This is a genomic window from Viridibacillus sp. KH_047 (genome assembly GCF_057838945.1).
The window spans coordinates 686,667-705,867 of the sequence record NZ_CM174479.1; the positions used below are offsets into that span (position 1 = coordinate 686,667).

The 19,201-nt window shown below is 37.2% G+C and carries 21 protein-coding genes and 1 tRNA gene; 19 read left to right on the plus strand and 3 right to left on the minus strand.

Annotated features, from left to right (window positions below; genetic code table 11):
• Positions 1-96 precede the first annotated feature (96 nt).
• The 15 genes from AC3IS5_RS03420 to AC3IS5_RS03490 all read left to right on the plus strand — a co-directional run bounded on the left by AC3IS5_RS03420 (position 97) and on the right by AC3IS5_RS03490 (position 13,127).
• Positions 97-1,266, plus strand: coding sequence for an ATP phosphoribosyltransferase regulatory subunit (locus tag AC3IS5_RS03420; RefSeq protein ID WP_489426571.1), 1,170 nt, complete (start codon positions 97-99; stop codon positions 1,264-1,266).
• Positions 1,259-1,882, plus strand: coding sequence for an ATP phosphoribosyltransferase (gene hisG / locus AC3IS5_RS03425; protein WP_489426572.1), 624 nt, complete (start codon positions 1,259-1,261; stop codon positions 1,880-1,882). Before AC3IS5_RS03420 ends, hisG begins: the two co-directional genes overlap by 8 nt.
• Positions 1,883-1,897: 15 nt before the next feature.
• Entirely contained in the window at positions 1,898-3,193 is a 1,296-nt protein-coding gene (gene hisD / locus AC3IS5_RS03430; RefSeq protein WP_489426573.1) for a histidinol dehydrogenase, read from the plus strand.
• Positions 3,132-3,782 (plus strand): imidazoleglycerol-phosphate dehydratase HisB, encoded by a 651-nt coding sequence (hisB, locus tag AC3IS5_RS03435; RefSeq protein ID WP_489426574.1) that lies wholly within the window; start codon positions 3,132-3,134, stop codon positions 3,780-3,782. Before hisD ends, hisB begins: the two co-directional genes overlap by 62 nt.
• The gene (gene hisH, locus AC3IS5_RS03440; RefSeq protein WP_489426575.1) at positions 3,779-4,429 is read left to right on the plus strand and encodes an imidazole glycerol phosphate synthase subunit HisH; all 651 of its coding nucleotides are present in this window, start codon (positions 3,779-3,781) and stop codon (positions 4,427-4,429) included. Before hisB ends, hisH begins: the two co-directional genes overlap by 4 nt.
• On the plus strand, positions 4,429-5,166 hold the full coding sequence (gene hisA, locus AC3IS5_RS03445; protein ID WP_489426576.1) for a 1-(5-phosphoribosyl)-5-[(5-phosphoribosylamino)methylideneamino]imidazole-4-carboxamide isomerase: 738 nt from the start codon (positions 4,429-4,431) through the stop codon (positions 5,164-5,166). The genes hisH and hisA overlap by 1 nt, the downstream gene beginning before the upstream one ends.
• The gene (hisF, locus tag AC3IS5_RS03450; protein ID WP_489426577.1) at positions 5,166-5,924 is read left to right on the plus strand and encodes an imidazole glycerol phosphate synthase subunit HisF; all 759 of its coding nucleotides are present in this window, start codon (positions 5,166-5,168) and stop codon (positions 5,922-5,924) included. Before hisA ends, hisF begins: the two co-directional genes overlap by 1 nt.
• On the plus strand, positions 5,921-6,541 hold the full coding sequence (hisIE, locus tag AC3IS5_RS03455) for a bifunctional phosphoribosyl-AMP cyclohydrolase/phosphoribosyl-ATP diphosphatase HisIE (RefSeq protein WP_489426578.1): 621 nt from the start codon (positions 5,921-5,923) through the stop codon (positions 6,539-6,541). Before hisF ends, hisIE begins: the two co-directional genes overlap by 4 nt.
• Before the next feature lie 74 nt (positions 6,542-6,615).
• Positions 6,616-8,142, plus strand: coding sequence for a tetratricopeptide repeat protein (locus AC3IS5_RS03460; protein WP_489426579.1), 1,527 nt, complete (start codon positions 6,616-6,618; stop codon positions 8,140-8,142).
• 102 nt (positions 8,143-8,244) lie between these two features.
• On the plus strand, positions 8,245-9,189 hold the full coding sequence (gene trxB / locus AC3IS5_RS03465; RefSeq protein WP_489426580.1) for a thioredoxin-disulfide reductase: 945 nt from the start codon (positions 8,245-8,247) through the stop codon (positions 9,187-9,189).
• Positions 9,190-9,476: 287 nt separating this feature from the next.
• Complete coding sequence (locus AC3IS5_RS03470; RefSeq protein WP_489426581.1) at positions 9,477-9,959, plus strand: NUDIX hydrolase; 483 nt, start codon at positions 9,477-9,479, stop codon at positions 9,957-9,959.
• Positions 9,952-10,836 carry an RNase adapter RapZ gene (gene rapZ / locus AC3IS5_RS03475; protein WP_489426582.1) on the plus strand — a complete coding sequence of 295 codons (885 nt, stop codon included), beginning with the start codon at positions 9,952-9,954 and terminating at the stop codon, positions 10,834-10,836. Before AC3IS5_RS03470 ends, rapZ begins: the two co-directional genes overlap by 8 nt.
• A gap of 4 nt (positions 10,837-10,840) precedes the next feature.
• The gene (locus AC3IS5_RS03480) at positions 10,841-11,821 is read left to right on the plus strand and encodes a gluconeogenesis factor YvcK family protein (protein ID WP_489426583.1); all 981 of its coding nucleotides are present in this window, start codon (positions 10,841-10,843) and stop codon (positions 11,819-11,821) included.
• Positions 11,822-11,864: 43 nt separating this feature from the next.
• Positions 11,865-12,812 carry a DNA-binding protein WhiA gene (whiA, locus tag AC3IS5_RS03485; protein WP_489426584.1) on the plus strand — a complete coding sequence of 316 codons (948 nt, stop codon included), beginning with the start codon at positions 11,865-11,867 and terminating at the stop codon, positions 12,810-12,812.
• Positions 12,813-12,869: 57 nt separating this feature from the next.
• On the plus strand, positions 12,870-13,127 hold the full coding sequence (locus AC3IS5_RS03490; protein ID WP_489426585.1) for an HPr family phosphocarrier protein: 258 nt from the start codon (positions 12,870-12,872) through the stop codon (positions 13,125-13,127).
• 58 nt (positions 13,128-13,185) lie between these two features.
• Here AC3IS5_RS03490 and clpP read toward each other — a convergent pair whose 3' ends face one another.
• Positions 13,186-13,776, minus strand: coding sequence for an ATP-dependent Clp endopeptidase proteolytic subunit ClpP (gene clpP / locus AC3IS5_RS03495; protein WP_038188848.1), 591 nt, complete (start codon positions 13,774-13,776; stop codon positions 13,186-13,188).
• Positions 13,777-13,933: 157 nt separating this feature from the next.
• Here clpP and AC3IS5_RS03500 point away from each other — a divergent pair.
• Positions 13,934-14,005: transfer RNA gene (locus AC3IS5_RS03500), tRNA-Arg, on the plus strand.
• 166 nt (positions 14,006-14,171) lie between these two features.
• Here the strand turns inward: AC3IS5_RS03500 and AC3IS5_RS03505 are convergent.
• The gene (locus AC3IS5_RS03505; protein ID WP_489426586.1) at positions 14,172-15,080 is read right to left on the minus strand and encodes a TetR/AcrR family transcriptional regulator; all 909 of its coding nucleotides are present in this window, start codon (positions 15,078-15,080) and stop codon (positions 14,172-14,174) included.
• 171 nt (positions 15,081-15,251) lie between these two features.
• Between AC3IS5_RS03505 and AC3IS5_RS03510 the strand changes: the two genes are divergently transcribed.
• Positions 15,252-16,883, plus strand: coding sequence for a DHA2 family efflux MFS transporter permease subunit (locus AC3IS5_RS03510; protein ID WP_489426587.1), 1,632 nt, complete (start codon positions 15,252-15,254; stop codon positions 16,881-16,883).
• Positions 16,884-16,933: 50 nt separating this feature from the next.
• Here the strand turns inward: AC3IS5_RS03510 and AC3IS5_RS03515 are convergent, their stop codons facing one another.
• Complete coding sequence (locus AC3IS5_RS03515) at positions 16,934-17,554, minus strand: spore coat protein (RefSeq protein ID WP_489426588.1); 621 nt, start codon at positions 17,552-17,554, stop codon at positions 16,934-16,936.
• A gap of 173 nt (positions 17,555-17,727) precedes the next feature.
• On the opposite strand from AC3IS5_RS03515, the gene AC3IS5_RS03520 reads away from it, so the two are divergent.
• Both AC3IS5_RS03520 and AC3IS5_RS03525 read left to right on the plus strand, forming a co-directional pair.
• Complete coding sequence (locus AC3IS5_RS03520) at positions 17,728-18,309, plus strand: LemA family protein (protein ID WP_489426589.1); 582 nt, start codon at positions 17,728-17,730, stop codon at positions 18,307-18,309.
• Positions 18,306-19,115 carry a TPM domain-containing protein gene (locus AC3IS5_RS03525; protein WP_489426590.1) on the plus strand — a complete coding sequence of 270 codons (810 nt, stop codon included), beginning with the start codon at positions 18,306-18,308 and terminating at the stop codon, positions 19,113-19,115. Before AC3IS5_RS03520 ends, AC3IS5_RS03525 begins: the two co-directional genes overlap by 4 nt.
• Positions 19,116-19,201: the final 86 nt, after the last annotated feature.

Genomic DNA, 19,201 nt, shown 5'->3' on the forward strand with positions numbered 1-19,201 from the left:
CTATTGACGGTATGTAAGAATTGAGATAAAATACTTTCATATATCATCACTCTATCACTCTAGCGAACTAAAGTAAATAGATTAGGAAGTGTCACTATGTCACCAATTCGAAAGTTTGAAAAACCACTTGGAATGCGCGATACGTTTCCAAAGATTTTTGAAAAAAAAGAAGTTGTTAGACAGACCGGTCGAGACTTTCTACAAATGAGAGGCTTTGACTTTATAAAAACACCAACGCTTGAATATTACGATACAGTTGGTAAAGCCTCTGCAATCGTTGAGTCTTCTTTATTTAAGCTAGTAGATAGTCAAGGTAATACATTAGTGCTTCGTCCAGATATGACAACACCAATCGCACGTGTTGCATCATCGAAGTTATTAAAAGAAAAGATTCCATTACGTTTAGCTTATTTTGCAAATGTGTTCCGTGCTCAAGAAACAGAAGGGGGACGCCCAGCAGAATTTGAACAAATGGGTGTTGAAATTATTGGCGATTCTTCTGTTTATGCTGATGCTGAAATTTTATTGACGGTGATTGAACTGTTAAAGGCATTAGAAGTAAAACAATTTAAGTTAACAATCGGAAATGCAGGGATTCTAAATGCTATTCTAACTCAAAATGTCAGAACAGAAGAGCAATTCAAAGAATTGCATAAACTACTTGTGGAAAAGAATATTGTAGGTTTTGAAGAAGCGGTTAAGCTTTTTGAGTTGCCTCAGAAAAACAAACAAACATTATTAACTTTTATTGAAGAAGCGACAGATCTAAATAACATTAACCAAATTGATAAGTATTTAATAGAAAAAGATGATTTTATATATATGGAAAGACTGCAGAAGATTTTAGCTGTTTCTGAAGTAGAAAAGTACATTTATTTTGATTTTACATTAGCGAGTCATATGAATTACTACACGGGCATGCTATTTGAAGTATTTGCAACTGGAGCAGGTTTCCCGTTAGGAAATGGTGGCCGCTACGATGGATTACTTGATGAATTTGGATCACAGGTTGGAGCAATTGGTTTTGGATTACGTGTCGATCAACTGTTAGAAGTCATGCCTTCATTTCAAAAGGAACAAGAAGAGGTGCTCGTATTATTTGCACAGAATGAATTCCCAAGAGCAGTAGCAAAGGCAGCTACCCTTCGTAAAGAAGGTAAACGTACTACATTGCAATCGATTGAAGGTTTAGAGAATATAGCAGCGTTTGAGCAACTCTTTTCAAAAGTTGTACGTATTGGGCAAGGAGGAATTGAACATGGCTGAATTGACAATCGCAATGCCTAAAGGGCGCATTTTCGAAGAAGCATATGAAATGCTCATTCAAGCAGGTTTTGACTTGCCAGAAGATGTTGAAATATCACGTAAATTAATGATTGAAATTCCATCTGAGAAAATTCGATTCATACTAGCAAAGCCAATGGACGTACCTACATATGTTGAACACGGTGTAGCTGATATTGGTATAGCAGGAAAAGATGTTCTGCTAGAACAAGGAAGAGCGGTACATGAATTACTTGATTTGAAAATTAGTAAATGTTATATCGCTTCTGCGGGGTTACCAAATACAAAGCTAAATGATATTGCACCACGTATTGCGACGAAATATCCTACAGTTGCCTCTCACTATTACCGTGAAAAAGGGGAACAAGTTGAAATAATTGGTCTAAACGGTTCGATTGAATTAGCTCCAATGATAGGACTTGCTGACCGTATTGTGGATATTGTTTCAACTGGTCAAACATTAAAAGAAAATGGGCTAGTTGAATATGAGCACATTACAGATGTATCATCTCGATTAATCGCCAACCCGGTAAGTTATCGTATGAAGAATGAGCGTATTCAAGATCTCGTAAAACGTTTAAAAAAATGTGTGAAATGAGAGAAGGTTTAAACGATGAAGATTCAAGACTTAACAAATAATATATCCTTACAACGCCCATTGGAGAACGGCAACGAGGAGCAATTACAAACAGTTAGGGAAGTGCTTGCCAATGTTCGTCGAAATGGTGATGCTGCTGTCAAAGGATATGGTGCTAAATGGGACGGTGTTTTTCTTAAAGAATTACGTGTGTCACCAGAGGAAATGGCAGAAGCAGTTAGCAGTATGGATGCACAATTAATAGAAGATTTAAAAGAAGCTGCATTGAATATACGCGCATACCATGACAAGCAAAAGCGCCAAGGTTATCGACTAAATCTAGAAAATAATTCTTGGTTAGGGCAACGTATTACAGCGTTAGCGGCTGTTGGTCTTTATGTGCCAGGAGGCTCAGCTGCTTACCCATCATCTGTTTTAATGAATGTTATTCCAGCACAAGTAGCTGGTGTTGAGCGCATCGTTTTAGTATCACCTCCAGGAAAAGACGGTAAGCTACCAGCAGCCGTTTTAACTGCTGCATCCATATTAGGGATTACAGAGATTTATAAAATGGGTGGCGCACAGGCAATTGGTGCTCTTGCTTACGGTACAGAATCGATTCAAGCAGTTGATAAAATTACAGGACCAGGTAATATTTTTGTTGCATTAGCAAAGCGTGAAGTGTTTGGTGAAGTAGCCATTGATATGATTGCGGGGCCAAGCGAAATTGCTATTATTGCAGATGAGAATGCATATGCAGATGAGATTGCAGCAGACTTATTATCTCAAGCCGAGCATGACCCTATGGCATGTGCGATTTTAGTTACAACGAGTGAAAGACTAGCTGAAGAAGTAGCGGAGGAAGTTGAAAATCAACTAACATTATTACCGCGAGAAGCAATTGCACGTAAGGCAATCGAAAACTTTGGCAGTATTTATATAGCTGAAACGCTCGCTGAAGCAGTGCAAGCAATCAATCAATTAGCACCAGAGCATTTAGAAATTGTTACGGACAATGCAGAAGCGGTTGCTGAGCAAATTCGTAATGCAGGCGCTATATTTATCGGACGCTATAGTTCAGAACCAGTAGGAGATTATTTTGCAGGTACAAATCACGTGTTACCAACAAATAGTACAGCTCGATTTGCTAGTGGCTTGAATGTTGATGACTTTATAAAAAAAACAAGCGTTGTTTATTATACAAAAGAAACTTGGGCACAAAATTCGCCGAAAATAGCTAGACTTGCCAGATTAGAAGGGTTAGAAGCTCATGCCAGAGCAGTGGAGTCTAGAGGGTGGGAAAAAGGAGACGAATCAAGTGGAAGCAACTAAAAAGCGTTTTGCCAAAATAGAACGAAAAACAAATGAAACTCAGATTGCAGTAGAAATTAATTTAGATGGTGAAGGGAAGTCTACTATTTCAACGGGTGTTCCTTTTATGGACCATATGTTAGACCTATTTATGAAACATGGTTTATTTGACGGTTCTATTACTGCAAATGGTGATACATATATTGATGATCACCATACAACAGAGGATTTAGGGATTGTGTTAGGTCAAGCAATTAAAGAAGCGTTAGGTGATAAAAAAGGTATTAAGCGCTATGGTAACGCATTTGTGCCAATGGATGATGCATTAGCACAAGTGGTTATTGATTGTTCAAATCGTCCACACTTAGAATTTAAAGTAGATATTCCAACAGAAAAAGTTGGTACATTTGATACGGAACTAGTGCATGAATTTTTATGGAAATTTGCATTAGAGGCTCGTATGAATGTTCATGTCATTGTTCCTTATGGACACAATGCTCATCATATTATCGAAGCAATCTTTAAAGCGTTGGCTAGAGCGATCGATGATGCTGTATCGATTGATCCACGTGTGAAAGGTGTACCTTCAACTAAGGGGCTGCTAACATGAAAATTGGCATAATCGATTATGGTATGGGAAATTTATTTAGCGTTGAACAGGCTATTAAACGCCTAGGCTATGAAGTTTTAGTATCTGCTGATAAAGAAGAGCTATTAGCAACAGATGCCCTAATTTTACCTGGGGTCGGTGCTTTTAAAGATGCTATGAAACGATTACAAGAAACGAATTTAGATTCACTAATAAAAGAGGTAGAGAAAAGCAATAAACCTTTACTAGGTATTTGCTTAGGTATGCAGTTATTATTTCAAGAAAGCGCAGAGAATGGCAGTGGCAAAGGACTAGGCATTTTCAAAGGGAAAATTGAGCGCTTTCCTGGGATTGATGATGATGGTGGTACCTATCGAGTACCACATATGGGGTGGAACGAACTACAATTTGCTCAACGTCCAGAATGGTTACAAGAAAATGAAGTGACTGGTGATCATTTCGTTTATTTTGTTCATTCATACTTCGCAACTAATATAGATCAAGCTGAGTTAGTTGCTTTTGCTCATTATGGCAATGAACAAGTGCCAGGTATTGTACAAAGAGGTTCTATTACAGGTATGCAATTTCACCCTGAAAAATCAAGCGAATTCGGTGTACTACTATTGAAACAATGGTTAGATGGTGTAAAAAAAGGAGTTGTCGCGTAATGAGTTCAATTCAAGTTTTCCCAGCAATCGATATGAGAGGTGGCAAATGTGTACGCTTATTTAAAGGCGATTACGCACAAGAAACAGTGTATGCAGACTCTCCTTTTGAAATGGCAAAAAGCTTTGCAGAAGCAGGTGCAAGCTTTATACATATGGTCGATTTAGATGGTGCTAAAGACGGTGAACGTACACATGCAACTGAAGTTATACGCGTTGCGAATGAATTAGAGGTAAAAGTGCAAATAGGTGGCGGTATTCGTTCTGAGGAGGATGTACGCTTCTATCTTGAAAATGGGGTTCATCGTGTGATTATTGGTAGTCTAGCCATTCGTGAACCAGAGCTTGTTGCCAGTTTTCTAGAGGAATTTGGTGCAGAACGAATAGTAATTGGACTAGATGCAAAGGATGGCATGGTAGCTACACATGGTTGGCTTGAGACGTCTAATAAGTCTGCAATTGAAGTAGGAAAATATTTTGCTAAGGCAGGCGCAAAATATTTTGTTTTCACTGATATTGCAACTGATGGTACTTTAGCTGGTCCGAATATTCCAGCGAATGTGAAATTAGCTGAGGCAACAAATGCCGAGATTATCGTATCTGGTGGTATCAGCTCACTTGTAGATATTCAGCGAATAAAAGAAGCTGCACAAAACTCGTCTGTTGCAGGTGTGATTATTGGGAAAGCCCTTTACGCAGGTCGATTTACATTGCCAGAGGCACTTAAGGAGGCGGAATAATGCTTGCGAAACGAATTATTCCATGTCTTGATGTGAAGGAAGGACGCGTTGTAAAAGGTATTCAATTTGTCTCATTACGAGATGCTGGTGATCCTGTAGAGCTTGCTAAGTTCTATAATGAACAAGGCGCAGATGAGCTTGTTTTTTTAGATATTTCTGCCTCGCATGAAGGCCGTGAAACGATGGTTGATGTTGTACGAAAAACAGCTTCTACTTTAGCGATTCCTTTTACTGTTGGGGGAGGCATTCGAACACTAGAGGATATGAAACGATTACTCCGTGCTGGTGCAGATAAAGTATCAGTCAATTCTTCTGCTTTGCAACGGCCGGAACTTATTAAAGAAGGTTCTGATTACTTCGGAGCACAATGTATCGTTGTGGCAATCGATGCTAAGTGGAGTGAAGAAGACGGTACTTGGATGATATATACGCACGGTGGTCGCAATAAAACGAATTGGCAAGCAGTGGCTTGGGCGAAAGAAGCAGTAAGGCTTGGAGCAGGAGAATTATTAGTCACAAGTATGGATCAAGATGGAGAGAAAAGTGGCTTTGATTTACCGTTAACAAAAGCAATCCGTGAAGCTGTCAACGTACCAATTATTGCGAGTGGTGGTGCTGGAAACGCGGATCACTTTTATGATGTTTTACAACATGTAGATGCGGATGCTGCACTAGCGGCTTCTATATTTCACTATAAAGAAACAAGTGTCGCAGAAGTGAAAAATGAATTGCGACAAAAGGGAGTGTTCGTGAGATGATAGAAAATCTTCAATTTGACGAAAGAGGTTTGATTACTACAGTAATACAAGATGCACAAACGAAAGAAGTATTAACTGTTGCATTCATGAACAAGGAATCTTTAGACAAAACATTAGCAACAGGTGAAACGTGGTTTTATAGCCGTTCTCGTCAAGAACTTTGGCATAAAGGGGCCACAAGTGGTAATACACAAAAAGTGATAGCTATTCGTGCTGACTGCGACAAAGATGCACTAGTTGTAGAAGTTTTACCAGCAGGACCTGCGTGTCATAATGGTACGACAAGTTGCTTTACTGAGACCATAAAAGAAAAATCAGAGAATGTTGGTTCTTTAGATATTATTACGGAGCTTCGTAGTGTTATTCAAAACCGCGAAAAGGAAATGCCAGAGGGTGCATATACAACTTATCTATTTAACGAAGGTATCGATAAAATTTGTAAAAAAGTCGGAGAAGAAGCAACAGAGGTTGTTATAGCTTCAAAAAACCGCGATGTCGATGAATTGAAATGGGAAACTGCAGATTTAATTTATCACTTATTGGTACTATTACAAGAACAAAAGGTGGATGTATTTGATGTTTTAGGTGTGCTTCAAAAGCGCCATGAGCAACATTAAATATGTTATAATCAAGGATACTAGAGTATAAGGGACGTTTCTATACGTTCCTTATTTTTTTCGGAGGAATTTTTTTGGAGAAAAATCGTAAACTAAAACCGCGAGAAAATGTCGTATCTTTTATTCCAAATGGGGATTTTTATTATAATAAAGCATTACAAGCGTTAGATCGAGAGCAGTTTGATAAGGCGCATAAATACTTACAAAGAGCAGCAGAACTTAGCCCTGATGATTCACTTATACTTATGCAATATGGTGTTATTAAAATGGAGCTTGAACAGCATGATCATGCTTTAGAGCTATTAAGAAAAGCGTATTCAATTGACCCTGATGAACCAGAAATAGTATTGTTTTTAGCTGAAGTCTCTGCGCATCTAGGCATGTCAGATGAAGCAGGAAAATACGCAAAGCTTTATCTAGAGTTAGATCAACAAGGTGTTTATGCGGAAGAAGCGCTTGAAATTATTGATTTTTCTGAGCAGATGAAAGAGCAACCAACTTCTGATGAACCACAAGATTCAGAAGCTGTGTATTTACAAGAAAAGGCTCGCCGTATGATGGAAGAAGGAAATTTTAAAGAAGCCATTGAGCAATTTGAAGAGATTATTCAAGATAACCCAGATTTCTGGGCAGCCTATAATAATCTATCTCTTGCTTATTTTTATCTAGGTGAAGCTGAACAAGCAAGAGCGTTATTGCATCAAGTGTTAAAAGGGAATTTTGGTAATTTACATGCCCTTTGTAATTTAACGGTCATGGCTTACTACGAAAAAAACAAAGAAGAGTTGGACGAGCTACTTGAGTTATTAGTGAAAATCCAACCATACTCATTTGACCATCGTTATAAATTAGGAGCTACATTAGCTCTCGTTGGTCGTTATGAAGAAGCTTATAAATGGTTACGTAGTTTGCAAAAACGTGGGTTTGAAGGCGATCCTGGATTTTACTTTTGGCTATCCCATGCAGCTTATTTCTCAGGTAGAAAAGTTGTTGGGAAAAGTGCTTGGAAAAAACTACTTGAAATCGATCCCGATAAAGAAGGCTTTGAGCCATGGGCACACGAGAGCCGTGTGACAAATCCGAATGCTATCGAGCAAAATCGCGATTTTATCGTTGAAAAGCTTGAAAGTAAATACCGTAGTGATCGATTATTTGGTTTATATTTATTAGGTAAAACAATTCACAAACAGGAAATTATTGCACATCCAAGTTGGATAGATGTCGATGAATATTCTTCGATGGAAAAGCTATTTTTAGCATACGCACTTGAGCATGAATTTGATGCGCAGGATAAAAGTATTTTACCGTTTTTAAGAGCAATGGAAGCTTCGGATATTTTATACATGCAATCGATGCCTATATCAATGCCTACCACATTTCTATTTCAAATGTGGTTCGTATTATGTGAACGAGCGTTAGATGAAAATTATCAATTCAAGAATCCAAAGGCACTTGTAGCAGCAGCGGACTATATGTATAAATCCTCACGTATGAAAAGTGTTACTAAAAAATCGGTTGCTGAAGCATATGGGGTTACAACAACTACTTTAACGAAATATGTGAACGATTTAATACATTTTTTACCTGGATTCGACGCTTAAATGTCAAAATGGTAAGCAGAAATATTGAACCTACACCAGTTATCCTCTACCATGGATATTGAATATAATGAAATGCTTTATACAGATCTAGGAGGAACAGATATGTCAGAAGAGAAAATTTATGATGTAGTTATTATCGGTGCAGGTCCGGCAGGGATGACAGCTGCCGTTTATACTTCTCGTGCCAACCTATCTACATTAATGTTAGAACGCGGTATTCCAGGTGGACAAATGGCTAATACAGAAGAAGTTGAAAACTATCCAGGTTTCGATTCTATTTTAGGACCTGAATTATCTACTAAAATGTTTGACCACGCGAAAAAATTCGGTGCTGAATATGCTTATGGTGATGTTACTGAAATTATCGATGGCGAAGAATATAAAACAATTAAAGCAGGTTCAAAAGAATTTAAAACACGTGCAATCATCATTACTACAGGTGCTGAATACAAAAAAATGGGCGTACCTGGTGAAAAAGAACTTGGTGGACGTGGTGTAAGTTATTGTGCAGTATGTGACGGGGCATTCTTCAAAAATAAAAACTTAGTTGTTGTTGGTGGAGGAGACTCTGCTGTTGAAGAAGGTATTTACTTAACTCGCTTTGCGGAAAAAGTAACAATTGTTCACCGTCGTGATAAATTACGTGCCCAAAAAATCATTCAAGATCGTGCATTTGCTAACGAAAAAATTGATTTTATTTGGAACAACACTGTTAAACAAGTGAATGAAGAAAACGGAAAAGTAGGCAGTGTAACGCTCGTTTCTACTGTGGATGGTTCTGAACAAGAATTTGCTGCTGATGGTGTATTCGTTTATATTGGTATGTTACCATTAACAAAACCGTTTGAGGGTCTAGGAATCTTAAATGAAGCTGGATATATCCCAACAAATGAAGAGATGGAAACAACGATTCCTGGTATCTTCGCTGCTGGTGACGTACGTGAAAAAACATTACGTCAGATCGTAACTGCAACTGGTGATGGTAGTATCGCAGCTCAAGCTGTTCAACATTATGTGGAAATGTTAAAAGAAAAGATTGGTAATTAATTGCTAATTTTAACGTCTTCTTAACATAGCTGTAACTCATTTGCAATATAATAAGGGTATAGTTGTAAGTGCAATAACCCCCTATTAAGATAGATATATTGGTAAGGCTGTTTCGCGGTAATTTGCCGTTAGAAGCAGCCTCTTTTTTATATTATATAGTTTTTGATAATGGACTAGAGTGATGTAAACATATGAAATCACTGTTCTTTCGTACATAATTTTGTACGCTAATGGTGTAACAATGTATAATAATGATTATAAGTTTACAATGATTTGGAGTGTCGTGCGTGCAAAGAATAGCAAATTTGATTGTTAGAAAAGATAACAAAGTTCTTTTACTGAAAAAACCACGACGAGGCTGGTATGTTGCGCCAGGTGGTAAAATAGAGAGTGGGGAGTCTATTTTTACAGCTGCTAACCGAGAATTCCGGGAAGAAACGGGGACAATCCCTTTAAACCAGCACTTAAAAGGTATATATACAATGGTGATAAAAAATGATCAAGATATTGTAAATGAGTGGATGCTCTTTACATTTGTTGCAGATGGCTTAGAAGGCACGCCTTATGAAGATACAGTTGAAGGTGTCCTGGAATGGCACCCAATTGAAAGCTTGCACCACTTACCGATGGCTGAAGGAGATCGTACTAATTTATTGTTTGCCGTAAACGAAAAAGGTATGCAATATGGTACTTTTACTTATACAGAAGATTTCGAACTATTAAATGAAACAATTCAAATTTCAACTGAAGGAGATGGCATCAATGCCTAGCACTCAACCGGTTAACGAATTGATCATTATTACAGGGATGTCTGGAGCAGGAAAAACGGTCGTAATCCAAAGTTTTGAAGACTTAGGTTTTTACTGCATCGATAATTTACCTCCTGCATTACTACCAACTTTCTTAACTCTTATGAAAGAGTCGAAAAAAGAATTTTCTCGTATCGCAGCTGTGATGGATTTACGAGGTGGTGATTTCTTTTCATCAATAATTGATGCATTAGAGCAAATCGAGAAACAAGATTTAGTCGCGACAAAAATTTTGTTCTTAGATGCAGATAACGAAACACTAGTGAGACGTTATAAAGAAACACGCCGCTCACACCCACTTGCTCCTGCTGGTGGATTGCCGTTAGAAGGGATCCATCATGAAAGAGAATTACTTGCTGAAGTGAAACAAAAAGCACAATTTATATATAATACATCAAGTATGAAACCTCGAGAATTACGCGAACGAATTATTGCGCAATTTTCAGGTGTAAATTCTCGAAGATTTACAGTCAATATTATGTCATTCGGCTTTAAGCATGGCCTTCCAATTGACGCGGACTTAGTATTTGATGTGCGTTTTTTACCGAATCCTTATTATGTGGAGAGTTTACGCCCTAAAACAGGATTAGAGAAGGACGTATCATCATATGTTCTAAAATATGATGAAGCACAGACATTAATAAAAAAACTGACGGATTTATTTGAATTTATGGTGCCTCTTTATAAAAAAGAGGGTAAAACACAACTCATTATTGCATTTGGTTGCACAGGGGGTCAGCATCGCTCTGTTACATTAGCCGAATATTTTGGTGATTATTTGAATAAAGATGTGCCAACGGTTATTACGCATCGCGATATTGCGAAAAGAAAGGGCTAATTCTATGGGGAAACGAAATACGCGTATCGTCATTCTCGGTGGAGGAACTGGATTATCAACTCTTTTACGAGGTTTGAAAAAGTTCCCAATTGATATAACTGCCATTGTGACGGTAGCGGATGATGGGGGAAGCTCGGGTAGATTAAGAGATGACTACGAAATACCGCCACCAGGCGATGTGCGAAATGTCATCGCTGCACTATCTGAAGTCGAACCTCTGGTAGAAGAAATGTTCCAATATCGATTTTCAGCATCTGAAGATTTAAGTGGTCATTCACTAGGCAACTTGATGTTAACCGCATTAACTGAGATTACTGGCGATTTTTCGCACGCAATTCGAGAAATGAGTCGTGTCTTAAATGTGCACGGTAAAGTATTACCAGCAGCAAATCAAAGAATTACTCTTTTTGCTGAGCTAATTGATGGTACAATTGTAAAAGGTGAATCTAAAATTCCAACATTCAATACAGGCATCAAAAGGATTTTTTTATCGCCTGAGGATGTGAAACCGCTACCAGAATCTGTAAGTGCTATCAAAAAAGCGGATATTATTATTATAGGACCTGGAAGTTTATATACGAGTATTTTACCGAATCTGTTAGTGGATGATATTCAAGAGGCCATTATTAGTGCTAAAGGAAAGAAAGTGTATATTTGCAATCTCATGACGCAAGCAGGAGAAACACAAAACTTTGCGGCGTCAGACCATGTAAAAGCATTATATGATCATGTAGGGCAACCTTTTATTGAAACTATTTTAATTAATAAAGAAGAGGTACCAGCATCTGTAAGGGCGGCTTATAAAGAACAAGAAGCAGAGCCGGTTTTTTTTGATGTTGGAGTATTAGAAAAAATGGGTATCCAAGTAGTAAAAAAAGAAATTGCTACAACTCATGATGGCGTTGTGCGTCATGAAGCCTCAAAGGTTGCTGAATGGTTAGTAGAGTATGCTCATTCTTTTAACAGTGACATAAAAATGATATAAAATCCGTTATTTTATATAAATTATGATAGAGAGGGGGGTTAATATGTCATTTGCTTCAGAAACAAAAAAAGAATTAACGCAAGTTGAAGCAGGCGATACCGGCTTAAAAGCAGAATTATCTGCCCTCATCAGAATGAATGGCTCTCTTTCATTTGCAAACCGTCAACTTAGTCTTGATATTCAAACTGAAAATGCAGCAATCGCACGAAGAATCTATACAGTAATGAAGAGGTTCTATAGTTATAGAGTTGAGCTTCTTGTGCGAAAGAAAATGCGTTTAAAGAAGAATAATGTTTATATCTGCCGTGTGAGAGAAGGAGCAAAAGAAATTTTGGAGGATTTAGAAATTGTCTCTGGGAACTTTTTGTTCAATCATACAATTGCAGAAGCTTTAGTCGATACAACAAGTGGTAAGCGTTCATATTTAAGAGGCGCATTTTTAGCTGGTGGCTCTGTCAATAATCCGGAAACTTCTGCGTATCATCTAGAAGTGTATTCGTTATATAAAGAGCATGGTGAGGCATTGGCCGATTTAATGAATAATTTTGATTTAAATGCAAAAACAATCGAAAGAAAAAAAGGATTTGTCACATACTTAAAAGAAGCTGAAAAAATTTCAGACTTTTTAAGTTTAGTAGGTGCACATCAAGCCATGATGAAATTTGAAGATGTGCGTATTGTACGTGATATGAGAAATAGCGTGAATCGACTTGTGAACTGTGAAACGGCCAATTTAAATAAAACGATTGGAGCAGCTGTTCGCCAAGTAGAAAATATCCGATATATCGATCATAATATTGGGATTGATCAACTACCTGAGAAGCTTAGAGAAATCGCTCGATTACGTGTGGAGTATCAAGAAGTAACATTAAAAGAACTTGGTGAAATGGTATCAGCAGGTACTGTTAGTAAATCTGGTGTCAATCATCGCCTACGTAAAATTGATGATATTGCTGAATCTTTGCGTCGAGGCGAAGCGGTTAAGCTTTAATGAAATGAAGATGCACGAATAATGAATATGTAAGTAATTATAGGAGGAGTAAAACGAATGGCAGAACAACAAGTAGAAGTAAAACTTAAATCAGGATTACAAGCAAGACAGGCAGCTTTGTTCGTACAAGAAGCAAATCGCTACTCATCGGATGTGTTTTTAACGAAAGATAATAAAAAAGTAAATGCTAAAAGTATTATGGGTATTATGAGTTTGGCTGTTGCAAAAGGATCAAAAGTTATTTTAACTGCAGATGGTGCCGATGAAGCACTTGCATTAGAAGGCCTAGTAAAACTAATTCAATCAGAGGATTAAATGAATACAATATAAAAACCGCTGTTCTCATCTTACGAGAATAGCGGTTTTTAGATGTTTATTTAATTTCGTTACGTTCAAAAATTTGATCGATTAAACCATATTCTTTTGCACGTTCAGCTGTCATGAAGTTATCACGATCTGTGTCTTTTGCTATAACTTCGATTGGTTGACCTGTACGTTCAGATAAAATACTGTTTAGTTTTTCGCGAAGGAATAAAATGCGTTTTGCAGCAATTTCAATTTCAGTCGCTTGACCTTGTGCACCACCAAGTGGTTGGTGAATCATAACTTCAGCATTCGGTAATGCAAAGCGTTTGCCTTTTTCACCAGCAGCAAGTAAGAAAGCACCCATAGATGCAGCCATACCGATACAAATTGTTTGTACATTTGGTTTGATAAATTGCATAGTATCGTAGATTGCCATACCAGCTGTAATGCTACCACCAGGGCTGTTAATGTAAATAGAGATATCTTTCTCTGGATCTTCAGCTTCTAGGAATAAAAGTTGAGCAACAATAGCATTTGCAACGTTGTCATCGATAGCGCTACCTAACATAATAATACGGTCTTTCAATAAGCGTGAGTAAATGTCATAAGCACGTTCACCGCGGTTTGTTTGTTCAATAACTGTAGGGATTAAGTTCATAAGAATATCCTCCTCAAAAGGTAAATTCAATTTTCTTCTATTGTATCTTTATCATACACATTATGGTCAAGGAAGGTCAAATGATTCGAATCCAAATTCCTATGGTTGAATTGTTTTGGTTTCCTTTGTATAATAGAAAAGTCGCAATTGATGAATTGCCCTCGTAGTGTAATGGATAACACATAAGATTCCGGTTCTTAGGCTGGGGGTTCGATTCCCTCCGAGGGCGTATATAACTGCACTTTAAACATCTAGGTCGTTATTTAAATAGCGACCTAGATGTTTTTGTATGATTTGCTCCAGTAATGATAATATGCCCAATTCAATAGAATAATAAACTGTAATAAGGAAATTAAAAGTCGCTTTTATATTGAAAAGCGACTTTTTCTGTCTAACTAATTACTATTTAATATGTCTAAACTGTGATTTTGTTTTAAAAATAGCCATAAAAGATTAGCAATTTCTTGGGCTTCTGCAGCATGTTTAGTCCCTTTAAAGCTAGTGTTAAAGGGTGATGCAATTGCTTCAATTATATAGTATGGGATGGTTTCTTCATGTAATGATTTTATAAGGCAGGCTGTATATTCTTTACCAGCTTGTAAATCATCTTCAATAAGACCTTTTGAAAATCCATTTAGCTGTTCTGCTAAATATTCTTTCGTTACATATTTATGTTTGAAATTCTCATGTAAGTACTTTGCTAAATCACAGCCAAGGAAATGTTCACCTTTCTCAATTTGAGCAGGTAAAATGGCGTCTAGCTGTTGAATGACGTATTTTACAATCAGTACTGGGTCTAGAGAATCTTCACGAGTAATTTTCCAAATATGCAGCATGTGTTGTATCATACCGAAAGTTAGGATGGCAGCATCATAACAGTGTGGCTTTGATTCTTCTCCGTAAATATCGACAATTCGTTTTGCGAGCCAATTTAATTCGTTAAGATGAAATCGCATTACTACTTCTTTAAGTTCTGGGTCACCTGAATGGAAAATCGATTCAAAGATGGGGATTAAATTTTGATCACGGTTTATTTGCATCAATACAGCAATTTGCTTAGCTAAAATGTTTTTATCTTTTGGATCCTGTCCTATAAGCATCTCATGCTTGCGAACATCGGCTTCTTCACGACCCTTTGCTATTATGGCGATTAAGCATTCGTTTTTTGAAGCAAAATAATTATAAAAAGTGCCTTTAGAAATATGTGATTCATCTAGAATGTCTTGGATGGAAGTATTTTGAAAACCTTTTTCGACGAAGAGCTTTTGAGAGGCAACGATAACTTGACGTTTACGATTGTTCATAAATTCACCTGTATTTTCGATTAGTGTACTATCATTCTAACTTGGAAACGCTTTAATATCAATGTTTATAAAATGACGAAATTTTTTAGTTGAAAAAGTTGTACCGTGAGTATAAAATGAAACAAGTAAACTTCTAGATACGAAATATATTGAAAGTAGAGAGGGTAAAATATGAATAGTAACGCATTACAGAAAAAGCCACCTTACGCAATGATAGTAATCTTGTTTATAGGTGCTTTTGTTTCTTTTCTTAACAACACATTATTAAATGTGGCATTACCAACGATAATGAAGGAGTTTGATGTAGCGGCTTCTCAAGTTCAATGGCTATCAACGGGGTATATGCTTGTCGGAGGTATACTAGTTCCAGCAAGTGCTTTCTTTATCACTCGATTTAAAAACCGTCATTTATTTATTACATCAATGACGTTGTTTTCTATAGGTACAGCTTTAGCTATATTCGCTCCAGAGTTCTGGGTACTTATTGCAGCTCGTATGATCCAAGCAGCAGGTGCAGCGGTATTAGGACCATTATTAATGAACGTTATGTTAACAAGTTTCCCAATTGAAAAACGTGGGTCTGTTATGGGTATCTTCGGTCTAGTAATGATTTCTGCTCCAGCTATCGGACCAACATTATCAGGCTGGATTGTAGAGCACTATGATTGGCGTATGTTATTTGAAATCATCTTGCCTTTCGCAATTCTTGTATTATTGCTAGCAATCTTTAAACTAGGCAATGTAATGGAAACAAGAAAAGTAAGTCTAGATGTCTTTTCATTAATCTTGTCTACAATTGGATTTGGTTCTTTACTTTATGGCTTCAGTTCAGCTGGAGATAAAGGTTGGGATAGTCCAATCGTATACGGTACAATTATTGTCGGTGTTTTAGGTGTTGCTGCATTTGTTATTAGACAGCTGTTCTTGGAACAACCTTTGCTAGATGTTAGAATTTACAAACACCCGATGTTTGCACTTTCTTCAGCGATTTCAATCGTCGTTTCTATGGCAATGTTCTCAGGTATGATTATTACACCAATTTATGTTCAAACAGTTCGTGGTATTTCGCCTTTAGATGCCGGATTATTAATGCTACCAGGTGCACTTGTGATGGGGATTATGTCACCAATTACAGGTAAGTTATTCGATAAATTCGGCCCTAAAATATTGGCTCTTACTGGGTTAACAATTACTACGATTGCAACATATGAGTTAACAAAATTAACTGCTGATACGAGTTATGGTTACTTAATGTTTGCATATACAATTCGTATGTTCGGTATGTCTATGGTTATGATGCCGATTATGACAAATGGTTTAAACCAATTACCAATGAAGATGAATCCACATGGTACTGCCATGAATAATACGCTACAACAAGTTTCTGGCGCGATTGGTTCAGCTGTATTAATCACAATTATGACAAAGCATACAGCAACTCGTGCAAAAGAGATAGGTTTAGAAATGAAAGAAAAAATGGCTTCAGCTGCGCAATCTGGTAATGTACCAAGTGCAACAGAAATTGCTCAAATGAAAGCTCAAGTTGGTCAACAAGCGTTGATTGATGGTATTAACTTCTCATTCTTGGTAGCGATGTGTATTACGATAGTTGCATTTATATTAGCACTATTCGTTAAACGTGTTAAGGTTGATGGAAAATCAATGAAATCAACTGAAAACACTCAAACTCAAGAACAAAAAGAAGAAATTAAAGAAGAAATTAAAGAAGAAGTTAAAGAAGAAATTAAAGAAGAAGTTAAAGAAGAAATTAAAGAAGAAGTTAAAGAAGAAGTTAAAGCTTAACAAAAGAAAACGCTCAGTCATGACGTAAAGTCATAACTGGGCGTTTTTTGTTATTGTAGACGGGAATTTGGAGCGGGGGCAAAAGCATTTAATAACTCTTGCATATCTTTTCCATCTAATTGTGGAACTTGATAATATTTATGTTTGTTTTGATACAGGGATAATTCGTAAGCCATTTCGATACAGTTCGGTATTGAATCGGCTAGCACACGTCTTGTGACTGGGTTAGTTGTTTCGAGGGCAGTTGTTGCCTTACATGAAGCGAGTTGTTTATGCCCACCTAGTAAGTAACCTGAAATCATTTCGTCATTCAGCTCAGAGGCATTGGACATTGGCTTTTTTGGTTGAGATGGTTCTAAGCCGTAGATGAAATCATGGTTAAGTTTCATCTTATAGCTACCTGTCGGATGTGAAGGATCACGTCCTCCTCTAAATGACTCAACTGTAATATTGTACTCATCTAAGCTGAAATTGTACTGGCGGTCTAAAATATCCAGTAATTCGGGGTCTTGTACGTGTGGACGCAAAAGTACAGCATGATTAAGCATAGCAACTGTTTCAGATAATGTTTCGTGCATGTCTAAAACTTCATGGCCACCATGGTTCATCTTCGTCGACTGTGGTTTATACATATCACCGGATTCAGTTTGTCCAAATTGGTTATTAGTCAATTGTTTGGCCTCCTTAATGAAATAGCGTTTTTACCGCAACTGTAGTATGGATTTAATGCAAAACATTATACGATGAAAATGAAACTTCCAAATGTTTGAAGCGTATAATAAGTCGTATGTTTTTTCATAAGGAAGTAAGGGAAGAATAATCAAAAATTGAGGAGGTCATTCATTTGAAAAAGTTGGTCACACCCTTAATAATAATAGCCGTAATTATTGGTGTTTTAGCGATGATGATTGTGCCACGCTATAACAAGTTAGTGAATGCGGATGAGCAAGTGGATTCGAAGTATGCTCAAATTGAAAATCAATTACAAAGACGTTTGGATTTAATACCTAATTTAGTGAATACAGTTAAAGGATATGCAACTCATGAAAAGGAGATTATGTCGGACATCGCAGAATCTAGATCGAAATTAGCTGGGGCGAATACACCACAAGATCAAGCTACCGCAAATGATCAATTAACTGGTGCATTAAACCGTTTATTAGTTGTTGTAGAAAAGTACCCTGATTTAAAAGCAGACGCGAATTTCCGTCAATTGATGGATGAACTCTCTGGAACGGAAAATCGTATTGCTGTCGCTCGTGAAGATTATAATGAAGAGGTAAATAGTTATAATAAATTAAGAAGAGCATTTCCAGGGAATCTTATTGCTGGAATGTTCGATTTTGAGAAAAAAGAATATTTTAAAGCTAATCCTAATGCCAAAGATGCTCCGGCAGTAGATTTTGGCGGGAATGATTCAAAATGAAAAAAATCACTCTTGTACTAGGTGTATTATTTACTGGAGTGTTGTTTTTTATAACTTCTGCAACGGCTCAAGCCGCAACTTTACCCAAGCCTGAGCAAGATGGTTATGTGCAGGATTTCGCAAATGTTGTATCAAAAGACACAAAAGAAGAATTGAATGAGCTCTCCAAAAATTTAGAGATTGCAACCGGTGCACAAATTTATATTCTAACAGTAGATACTTTAAATGGTTTGGATGCTGCATCTTACGGTACAAAAATTATGCGTGCATGGGGAATTGGAAGCAAAGAAAAGAATAATGGAGTACTTATTTTAGCAAGCTTTGGTGAAGCAGAAGGTGATCGAGATTTACATATTACTGTTGGTCAAGGTCTGGAAGGCGCTTTGCCTGATGCTAAAATTGGAAGGATCTTAGATGAATACATGGTACCGAATTTAAAGGCTGGAAATTATGACGATGCCTTTAGTTCTGCATATAAGCTAATATATAATATCGTTGCAGAGGAATATAACTGGAATGGGAAAGTAGATAATCCTGTAAAACCTGAAGAAGAAGGCTTATCACCACTATCGATTATCATCATCGTTATCCTTTTTTTAATCGTATATAGTATATTTTCAAAAGGCGGAGGTGGATCTGGTGGTTCAGGTGGTTCACGAGGTCGACGAAGAAGTATATATGATTATGGGGGTGGCTGGGGGAGTTTTAATTCCGGTGGTAGTGGTAAATCTAGTGGCAGAAGTTTTGGTGGATTTAACGGCGGTGGAGGATCATCAGCTGGTGGTGGAGCAGGTCGAAAATGGTAGATGAGATGGTTTCGCGAAATTGCGGAACCATTTTTTTGTATATGTGTTTTCGATTGGCATGATCATCGCATAAACTTTATAATTGA